This window comes from Mesorhizobium sp. YL-MeA3-2017 (assembly GCF_030814575.1).
Lineage (GTDB): Bacteria > Pseudomonadota > Alphaproteobacteria > Rhizobiales > Rhizobiaceae > Mesorhizobium > Mesorhizobium terrae.
In genome coordinates this window covers 252,662-261,581 of the sequence record NZ_JAUSVH010000001.1, presented here as the reverse complement: position 1 = coordinate 261,581, position 8,920 = coordinate 252,662, and the positions used below count along the sequence as shown (strand labels likewise).

Here is an 8,920-nt window from a genome sequence, read left to right as displayed (position 1 = left end):
GCTGCCGTTCTATCTTCCTGTTTTCGCAAAATCGAGGAGCAGTAGATGAAACTCACCTGGTACGGGCACTCGGCGTTTCGGGTCGAGGCGGGCGATGCGACGATCCTGATCGATCCCTTCCTGGTGGGCAACCCGTCCTGGGGCGGCGGTTGGGAAGGCGTCGCCGACGGCGTCACCCATGTCCTGCTCACCCATGGCCATGACGACCATGTCGGCAGCGCCGCCGACATCCTGAAGAAGAGCGGCGCCATGCTGGTCGCCAATTTCGAGATCTGCATGTTCCTGGTCGGCAAGGGCGTTTCTGCTGACAAGATCAATCCCGGCAATATCGGCGGCACCGTCGATTGCGGCGGCTTCACCACCACCTTCGTGCAGGCGCTGCATTCCTCGTCGCTGTCGGGCGAGGGCGGCACCAACACCTATATGGGCAATCCCGGCGGGCTGATCCTGCATTTCCCCGACGACGAGACGCTCTATCACATGGGCGACACCGATATCTTCTCCGACATGGCGCTGATCAACGAATTGCATCAGCCGAAGATCGGCCTGGTGCCGATCGGCGACCGTTTCACAATGGGCGGTGCGGTGGCGGCCCTTGCCTGCCGGCGCTTCTTCAAGTTCGACACGGTCGTGCCATGCCACTTCGGCACTTTCCCGGTCATCGACCAGTCGGCCGACAAGTTCGTTGCCGGCATGGAGGGGACTGGTACGAAAGTGGCGTTGCCGAAGGTTGGCGAGACGATCTCGCTCTAGGCGCGGTGCCGGCGGTTAGCGCCGTTCGAGGTTGCGCGCGGCGCGGCGCGCGGTTATAGCCGCTTGATCTTTTCCGACACGATTGCCGAGGCTTCCATGTCCGTCGACATTAAGACCGTCAAGCGCGTCGCGCACCTTGCCCGCATCGCTGTGGACGAGGAGGACGCGGCCCGCATGACTGGCGAGCTCAACACCATTCTCGGCTTCGTCGAGCAGCTGAACGAGGTCGATGTTACCGGGATCGAGCCGATGACTTCGGTGACGCCGATGGCGATGAGGAAGCGCGAGGACGTCGTCACCGACGGCAACAAGGCCGCCGATATCGTCGCCAACGCACCGGCGACCGAAGAGAACTTTTTCCTCGTGCCGAAGGTGGTGGAATAGCGTCGCGGCTTTTCTGCCTGCAATGCGGTTCCGAAAACCTTGTCCCGGCCATTCGCGATTTATGAAATGAAGTTTGCCCGATGAGTGATCTGACCAGACTGACCATAGCCGAAGCACGCGCCAAGCTGCGGGCGAAGGAATTCTCCGCCGGCGAGATCACCGATGCGTATCTCAGCGCGATCGACCAGGCCAATCCCGTGATCAACGCCTATGTCGCGGTCACCCACGACAAGGCACGTGACATGGCCAAGGCCTCCGACGCCAAGCTCGCCAGGGGCGAGGGCGGGGCGCTGGAAGGCATTCCGCTCGGCATCAAGGACCTGTTCGCCACAGAAGGCGTGCACACGCAGGCTTGCAGCCATGTGCTGGACGGTTTCAAGCCGCATTATGAATCGACTGTCAGCGCCAATCTGTGGGCCGACGGCGCGGTCATGCTCGGCAAGCTCAACATGGACGAATTCGCCATGGGCTCGTCCAACGAGACGTCCTATTATGGCCCTGTGATCAATCCGTGGCGCCGATCGAGCGTCCAGACCACCGTCACCCCGACCTTCCATGACGGCGGCGTCGGTTTCGTGAAGCCTGGTGGCGTCAAGGAAAACCGCACCTACGACAACATGCAGCTGGTTCCCGGCGGTTCGTCCGGCGGTTCGGCTGCGGCCGTCTCAGCCTTCCTGTGCGCCGGTGCCACCGCCACCGACACCGGCGGCTCGATCCGCCAGCCGGCCGCATTCACCGGAACCGTCGGCATCAAGCCGACCTATGGCCGCGTCTCGCGCTGGGGCACTGTTGCCTTCGCTTCGTCGCTCGACCAGGCCGGGCCGATCGCCCGTGACGTGCGCGACGCCGCCATCCTGTTAAAATCCATGGCCTCGGTCGATGCGAAGGACACAACCTCCGTTGATCGTCCGGTGCCGGACTACGAGGCGGCGCTCGGCCGTTCGATCAAGGGCATGAAGATCGGCATTCCGAAGGAATACCGCGTCGACGGCATGCCGGGAGAGATCGAGGCGCTGTGGCAGCAGGGCATCGCATGGCTGAAGGAGGCGGGTGCCGAGATCGTCGACATCTCGCTTCCGCACACCAAATACGCGCTGCCGGCCTATTACATCGTGGCGCCGGCCGAGGCGTCGTCGAACCTCGCCCGTTATGACGGCGTGCGCTACGGCCTGCGCGTTCCGGGCAAGGACATCGTCGACATGTATGAAAAGACCCGTGCCGCCGGTTTCGGCCGCGAGGTCAAGCGCCGCATCATGATCGGCACCTACGTGCTGTCGGCGGGTTATTACGACGCCTACTACCTGCAGGCGCAGAAGGTGCGCACGCTGATCAAGAAGGATTTCGAGGATGCCTTCGCCGCCGGCGTCGACGTCATCCTGACGCCGGCGACGCCGTCGGCCGCCTTTGGCGTGGCCGATCAGGACATGGCCGCTGACCCGGTGAAGATGTATCTGAACGACATTTTCACGGTCACCGTGAACATGGCCGGCCTGCCGGGCATTGCCGTGCCCGCCGGCCTCGACCAGCACGGCCTGCCGCTCGGCCTGCAGCTCATCGGCCGCCCGTTCGACGAGGAAACCCTGTTCCAGACCGCGCATGTCATCGAAAAGGCCGCGGGCGGATTCCAGCCGGAGAAGTGGTGGTAACGGTTTGCTTGGCTGCCGCGTTCACGTCATGCGCGCGACAGCCCGCAGTTTTGCCCGAATTCTGCTGAAATCGTGAACCGGTAGGCGGCCGATCCCGTCGAGGTGACGGGATCGCACCACCGCTCGGATGTGGGCAACAGCCACGGGACGGATCGATGTTCTTCCTTCTTTCCAAAGTGTTCTGGTTCTTTGCTCAGCCCTTGAACCTGGCGATTGTCCTGCTTTTGGCGGGCCTGCTCGCGGGCTTCTTCGGTTTGCGCAGGCTGCAGCGGGCGGGCACGGTTGTCGCGGTCCTGGTGCTCGTGCTTTCGGTCTGGACCTCGTTTGGCGCCATCATCATCGAGCCGTTGCAGGCGCGCTACCAGCGCCCGGCAGCACCTGGCCAGGTTGCCGGCATCGTCGTGCTGGGCGGTGGCATGGAGGGGGCGATCAACCTCGCGCGCGGCGGCTATGAGCTCAGCACGGCGGGCGATCGTTTCGTCGAGACGGCGATCCTCGCCCGCCGCTATCCCGACGCCAAGGTCGTCGTCTCGGGCGGTGCCGGCGAACTGATCCTGGAAGGCGAAGGCGACGCCGTCACCGCCGAGCGGCTGCTGACGGCGCTCGGCGTGGCCAAGGAACGCCTCGTTCTTGAGACCGAATCGCGAAACACCTACGAAAACGCCGTCTTCACCCGCAAGCTGGTGACGCCCAAGCCCGGCGAAACCTGGCTTCTGGTGACCTCGGCCTTCCACATGCCCCGTTCCAAGGCGCTGTTCGACAAGGCGGGATTCCCGACCGTGCCCTGGCCGGTCGACTACCGCACATCCGGCAAGGAAGGCGTCGGCCTGTTCACGGACAACGCGATCGACGCGCTGGAGACGACGACGGTCGCCGCCAAGGAGTGGATCGGGCTTTTCGCCTACTGGCTGACCGGAAAGATCGATCAGCCGTTCCCGGGGCCGGCCTGAGGCGCGACGGCGACCAGAACGGCGGCGCGGGCATTGGAGAAAAACTGCCGGCGCACCAGAACCGCGAGCAGGATCAGCGTGGTGGCGGCGAAGACGCCGGCATTCACGAACCAGCCGAGATAGGCGAGCGAAAAGAAGATGCCACGCAGCCCGGCGTTGAAATGCTTGCCGGCCAGTATGTTCATTTTGGCGGCGCGCATCACCGCCGCCTCGGTCTCATGCGGCGCGACGATGCCTTCCTGCGTGGTCGGCACCGCGCCAATCAGGATCGAACAGTAATTGAACAGCCGGTAAGACCAGCCGAATTTGAAAAAAGCGTAGGCGAGCAAGGCGATCAGCCCAAGGATCTTGGTTTCGAACAGGCCCTGCGCCGGGCTGGCGGCATAGGGCAGGGACGAGACGACCGCCAGCACATGGTTCGAAGCGCCGAGCAACGCAAAACAGCCGCCGATGGCGAAGATCGAACTCGAGGCGAAGAAGGCCGTGCCTTGCTGCAGGCCGATCATGATCGAGGTGTCGATCATGCGCAGTTCGCGCTTCGCCATGGTGCGCATCCAGGCTTCGCGCTGAACGTTCATGGCGCTCGTCAACGAAATACGACGGAACAGCCTGCCGTCGGCGGCCAGCGCGAAAAACACCCAGACGCCCAGGTAGAAAACCAGAGCTGCGATGTCATTCGGGGAAAAGAGGAAAGAATCGCCCATGCACCCTATTTTACATGATGGTGGCTTCGTTCTCGAAGCTTATGGATGATGTCGTTTGCAGCGAAATGAACGTCGGGGCGGCCTCTAGCGCCCGCGTGGCGAATGACGGAATGATCAACTAAGGTGCGTTGCCGTTTCTGGCGCGGTTTGGGAGCTTTTCAGGCGTGTTTCTTTCAGTTTTCGACCTGTTCAAGATCGGCATCGGTCCATCCAGTTCGCACACGATGGGCCCGATGACGGCGGCCGTGCGCTTTCTTGACGAGGTCGAGAATGGTGACTGGCCCCGGCCTTCGGGTGTGAAGGTGGAGCGAATCGGCGCCAGCCTGCACGGGTCGCTCGCCTATACCGGCATCGGCCATGGCACGGACCGCGCCGTCGTGCTGGGTCTCGCCGGTCAGACACCGCAGACCGTCGACCCCGACAAAGCCGACGAGATCGTCGCCGAAATCACCGCGAGCAAGCAGATCAGGCCGCAGGGGCGCTCATCGTCCTATCGATTCGACCCGGCCAAGGATCTGGTTCTGGACAAGAAGACCCCGCTGACCGGCCACGCCAACGGCATGGCCTTCTATGCCTATGACAGCGCCGATCGGCTGCTGCTCAAGCGTATCTATTATTCGATCGGCGGCGGCTTCGTCGTTTCCGAGGAAGAACTGCAGCGCATGAAGACGAAGGGGTCGGTGACGACCGAAGGCAAGAAGGTACCGCATCCCTTCAAGAACGCCGTCGAAATGCTCAAGATGGCTGAGAAAAGCGGCCTTTCCATCGCCGAGATGAAGCGGATCAATGAAGAGACGCACATGTCGCGCGAAAAGCTGGATGCCGGGCTCGACGCGGTGTGGGACGCCATGCGCGGCTGCATCGACCGCGGCCTCAGCCAGGAAGGCATCATGCCCGGCGGGTTGAAGGTGCGCCGGCGCGCGCGCCAGTTGCATGACAAGTTGCAGGAGCAATGGCAGCAGAACCGGCCGAACCCGCTGCTCGCCAATGACTGGCTGTCGATCTACGCGATGGCGGTCAACGAAGAGAACGCCGCCGGCGGGCGCGTGGTGACGGCGCCGACCAACGGCGCCGCTGGCGTGGTGCCGGCCGTCATGCGCTATTGGCTGCATTTCCATCCCGAGGCCGATCAGGCCTCGATCCGCGATTTCCTGCTGACCGCGGCGGCCATTGGCGGCATCATCAAGTCGAATGCCTCGATCTCCGGGGCCGAGGTCGGTTGCCAGGGCGAGGTGGGTTCGGCCTCGGCGATGGCGGCCGCCGGGCTTTGCGCGGTCATGGGCGGCAATCCCGAGCAGGTGGAGAATGCGGCCGAGATCGCGCTCGAGCACCATCTCGGCATGACCTGCGATCCCGTTGCAGGCTTGGTGCAGGTGCCATGCATCGAGCGCAACGCGCTTGGCGCCGTGAAGGCGGTGACAGCCGCCTCGCTCGCCATTAAAGGCGACGGCAAGCATTTCGTGCCGCTGGACGCGGCCATCGAGACCATGCGTCAGACCGGCCTCGACATGAACGAGAAATACAAGGAAACCAGCCTGGGCGGCCTCGCGGTCAACGTTGTGGAGTGCTGACCGCACCTATCCTGGCATTGTGGAGAAGTCGCGCAGGCCGTTGACCCTGCCGGCCAGCGTACTACCTTCCAGCCATGTCTCTCAATCTCATCAAGCTTTGCGTCGGCTGCGACAGCGTCGAGGATCTGGAGGAGTGGATTGTCTTCCGGCTCGACGAGAGACGGCGGGCCGGCGAGCCCGTCGAGCAATATCATACCACGCGCATGGTGCCGACGCGCGCCGCCGAGATCGTTGACGGCGGATCGCTCTACTGGGTCATCAAGGGCAGCGTGCAGTGCCGGCAGCTGATCACCGAAATCCGGCCGTTCACCGACGCCGAGGGCATCGGCCGCTGCCATCTGGTGCTTGATCCGATCGTTACGCGTACCGAATGGCAGCCGCGCCGCGCCTTCCAGGGCTGGCGTTATCTGAAGCCCGCCGATGCGCCGGCCGATCTCGGCAAGGGCAGGGTCGGTTGGGCGGAGATGCCGCCAAAACTCAGGCAGGAACTCGCCGAACTCGGATTGCTCTGAAGGTCACGCGGGAAGCATCCCGCCGCGCGACCGTTAGTCGAATATTGGTACGGCGCCCGGATCGCGCTACACTGCAGTTAACCAAGGTGGTCGGCCATGGCGATTGCGATCGCGATGATTGCGGTGTTGCTTGCTGTACTGGGCATGGCGGGGCTGTTTTTGCGCGCCGATCCCAGGGCCGTTGCAGCCAATGTCCGCATTGCCCTGCCGGTGGGGCTGGGCGCCGCCGGCGCTGGAATTCTCGCTATTGGCCGCACCGGGATGGGATTGCTCATTCTGGCCGTCGCGGCCGGGCTCTACGCGCTACTGCGCAGGCAAGCCAAATCACTGCCGCTGATCGCCCGCCAATCCATCGTGCGGACGGCTGCCCTGGAAATGGAACTCGATCACGACACGGGACGGCTCGAAGGTCTCGTGCTTGCCGGCCTCAGCGAAGGGCGCATGCTGGGGGCGATGAATTTGACGGAACTGGGCCGTCTCTACCGCGAACTGGCCGTCGATGCCGACAGCCGCCAGTTGCTAGAGGCGTATCTTGACGGCCGATTTCCCGTCTGGCGCCTCGACACGCAGACGTATCGTGGCGAGGGGCTGCGTATTGCGCCAGGTCCGGGCGCCATGACTAAGGAGGAGGCCTACAAGATCCTTGGTCTTGAAACGGGCGCCGCCGCGACGGATGTCCGCAAGGCGCACCGCCGCCTGATGCAGCGCCTGCACCCCGATGTCGGAAACGCGTCGTTCCTGGCGGCGCGGATCAATGAAGCCAAGGACGTCCTGCTCTCCAATCACCACTGAACTCCTTCGATTCGGTACGTTTCCGGGAGAAATCCACTCACTGCTGTACTGCGAAGCAGGAGATGCTCTTCCGCTTCAATGCGTTGCAGGCCTTCCACGCCGCTTCCTTGGTCTCGAAACCGAAGCGGGCGCGATAATAGGTGGTGCCGTCCTTGTCGAAGGCGACGGTGAAGCCGGAGGCCTTGGCCAGCACGCGGCCGGCCTGTTTGGCGACCTTGTCGAGCTGTGCCTTGGCATCGGCCTCGCGCGGCGCCGACGCGATCTGCACGGCCCAGGCACCGGAGGCGCTGGTGCTGGCCGCGGCCGAATTGTCGGCGGTCGAGGCGGTCATCAGACGGTCGATCGGCGTTTCTTCGGCGGCATAGGCCTGCACGACCGGAAGCTCGGCCGGGATCGGCGCAGAGGCTGCCGACGCGGTGACGGGTACCGCCGCCGCGATCACCTTCTTGTCCTTGCGCGACGGCTTGGCCGGGGCTTCCTCGACCACTGCGTCCTCGGCGACTTCCTCGTCGGCCACGGCTTCGTCAGCGGAGGCTACGACGGTCTCCGGCTTTTCCTCGGGCGTCGGGGCGTTCTTCTTGGGCAGCAGCGCGTTGGAGAGCGCGGCAACCGCAGTGTCGTTCGATGCACGCGCAACGATCGGACCGGAACCACGGGTCGACGATTCCGGCAGGTAGGACTGGATGAGCTTCGCCATCTGGTTGTCGCGCGAAGCGCCAGAGGTGCCGCCCATCACAACCGCGACTAGCTTGCGGTTGCCGTCATTGACCGAGGAAACCAGGTTGAACCCGGATGCGCGGGTGTAGCCGGTCTTGATGCCGTCAACACCCTTGATGCGGCCGAGCAGGCGATTGTGGCCGTTGATCTGGCGCTTGCCGTAGGCGAACGACCGGGTCGAGAAGTAGCCATAATACTGCGGGAAATGTTCGCGCAGCGCCATGCCGAGGGTGGCCATGTCCTGAGCGGTGGTGAACTGGCCGGGGTCCGGCAAGCCGTTGGCGTTGCGGAACACCGTGCCCTTCATGCCGAGCGCACGCGCCTTGGACGTCATCATGCGGGCGAAATTGGCTTCCGTGCCGCCCAGCATCTCGGCAAGCGCGGTCGAGGAATCGTTTGCCGATTTGGTGACCATGGAAAGGATGGCGGTCTCGACCGTGACGGAGCCACCCTTGCGCACGCCAAGCTTGGTCGGCGGTTCGGCCGCGGCCCTGGCCGAGAAGACGACCGGCGAATTCTTGCTGATGCGGCCGGCCTTGAGTGCTTCGAAGGTCAGGTACAGCGTCATCATCTTGGTCAGCGACGCCGGATAGCGGCGCGCATTGGCGTCCTTGGCGTAGAGCGTCTTGCCGGTCTTGGCATCCACCACGATCGCCGAAGAGGGGGCCGCCATGGCAGGCGCGATGCTTGCCGCCGCGAATGTCAGCGCGAGCGTGGCCACCATGGAAGTTTTGAGAAGAGAGACCGAATTGGACACGATGCCTTTGAACGCCTGACGCACTGCTGCTTCCTTTGATGAATTTTGATTGCACCCCAGGGGACCGGCAAAGGTCCGGCCCCGCATTCGGTCAAATTACTTAAGGCTCGTTACCAATCCGTTTATGGTAACCG

General features: G+C 63.7%; 9 protein-coding genes. 7 read left to right on the top strand and 2 right to left on the bottom strand.

Annotated elements, in window-relative coordinates; genetic code table 11:
- Positions 1–45 precede the first annotated feature (45 nt).
- The 4 genes from QFZ88_RS01135 (at position 46) to QFZ88_RS01120 (ending at position 3,733) form a co-directional block, all read left to right on the top strand.
- Positions 46–753 carry a metal-dependent hydrolase gene (locus tag QFZ88_RS01135; protein WP_024924128.1) on the top strand — a complete coding sequence of 236 codons (708 nt, stop codon included), beginning with the start codon at positions 46–48 and terminating at the stop codon, positions 751–753.
- 96 nt (positions 754–849) lie between these two features.
- Positions 850–1,137 (top strand): Asp-tRNA(Asn)/Glu-tRNA(Gln) amidotransferase subunit GatC, encoded by a 288-nt coding sequence (gatC, locus tag QFZ88_RS01130; RefSeq protein WP_024924127.1) that lies wholly within the window; start codon positions 850–852, stop codon positions 1,135–1,137.
- An 80-nt stretch (positions 1,138–1,217) separates the two neighbouring features.
- On the top strand, positions 1,218–2,783 hold the full coding sequence (locus QFZ88_RS01125; RefSeq protein WP_024924126.1) for an amidase: 1,566 nt from the start codon (positions 1,218–1,220) through the stop codon (positions 2,781–2,783).
- Positions 2,784–2,938: 155 nt separating this feature from the next.
- Positions 2,939–3,733 (top strand): YdcF family protein, encoded by a 795-nt coding sequence (locus QFZ88_RS01120; RefSeq protein WP_024924125.1) that lies wholly within the window; start codon positions 2,939–2,941, stop codon positions 3,731–3,733.
- Here QFZ88_RS01120 and QFZ88_RS01115 read toward each other — a convergent pair.
- Positions 3,709–4,437: a DUF599 domain-containing protein gene (locus QFZ88_RS01115; protein WP_024924124.1), complete on the bottom strand. Its 729-nt coding sequence runs from the start codon at positions 4,435–4,437 to the stop codon at positions 3,709–3,711. The genes QFZ88_RS01120 and QFZ88_RS01115 overlap by 25 nt on opposite strands.
- Positions 4,438–4,601: 164 nt before the next feature.
- Between QFZ88_RS01115 and QFZ88_RS01110 the strand changes: the two genes are divergently transcribed.
- The 3 genes from QFZ88_RS01110 (at position 4,602) to QFZ88_RS01100 (ending at position 7,312) form a co-directional block, all read left to right on the top strand.
- A complete protein-coding gene (locus QFZ88_RS01110) occupies positions 4,602–6,008 on the top strand; it encodes an L-serine ammonia-lyase (RefSeq protein WP_024924123.1) in 1,407 nt (468 codons plus the stop codon).
- A 74-nt stretch (positions 6,009–6,082) separates the two neighbouring features.
- Positions 6,083–6,520 (top strand): DUF1489 family protein, encoded by a 438-nt coding sequence (locus tag QFZ88_RS01105; protein WP_024924122.1) that lies wholly within the window; start codon positions 6,083–6,085, stop codon positions 6,518–6,520.
- A 96-nt stretch (positions 6,521–6,616) separates the two neighbouring features.
- Positions 6,617–7,312 (top strand): DnaJ domain-containing protein, encoded by a 696-nt coding sequence (locus tag QFZ88_RS01100; protein ID WP_024924121.1) that lies wholly within the window; start codon positions 6,617–6,619, stop codon positions 7,310–7,312.
- A gap of 37 nt (positions 7,313–7,349) precedes the next feature.
- On the opposite strand, the gene QFZ88_RS01095 is transcribed toward QFZ88_RS01100, so the two are convergent.
- Positions 7,350–8,810 carry a D-alanyl-D-alanine carboxypeptidase gene (locus tag QFZ88_RS01095; protein ID WP_024924120.1) on the bottom strand — a complete coding sequence of 487 codons (1,461 nt, stop codon included), beginning with the start codon at positions 8,808–8,810 and terminating at the stop codon, positions 7,350–7,352.
- Positions 8,811–8,920 lie beyond the last annotated feature (110 nt).

Excerpts from the sequence above, each read along its gene's own strand:
- QFZ88_RS01120 (WP_024924125.1), top strand. The coding sequence starts at position 2,939 with ATGTTCTTCCTTCTTTCCAAAGTGTTCTGGTTCTTTGCTCAGCCCTTG.
- QFZ88_RS01135 (WP_024924128.1), top strand. The coding sequence starts at position 46 with ATGAAACTCACCTGGTACGGGCACTCGGCGTTTCGGGTCGAGGCGGGC.
- QFZ88_RS01105 (WP_024924122.1), top strand. The coding sequence starts at position 6,083 with ATGTCTCTCAATCTCATCAAGCTTTGCGTCGGCTGCGACAGCGTCGAG.
- gatC (WP_024924127.1), top strand. The coding sequence starts at position 850 with ATGTCCGTCGACATTAAGACCGTCAAGCGCGTCGCGCACCTTGCCCGC.
- QFZ88_RS01115 (WP_024924124.1), bottom strand. The coding sequence starts at position 4,437 with ATGGGCGATTCTTTCCTCTTTTCCCCGAATGACATCGCAGCTCTGGTT.
- QFZ88_RS01100 (WP_024924121.1), top strand. The coding sequence starts at position 6,617 with ATGGCGATTGCGATCGCGATGATTGCGGTGTTGCTTGCTGTACTGGGC.
- QFZ88_RS01125 (WP_024924126.1), top strand. The coding sequence starts at position 1,218 with ATGAGTGATCTGACCAGACTGACCATAGCCGAAGCACGCGCCAAGCTG.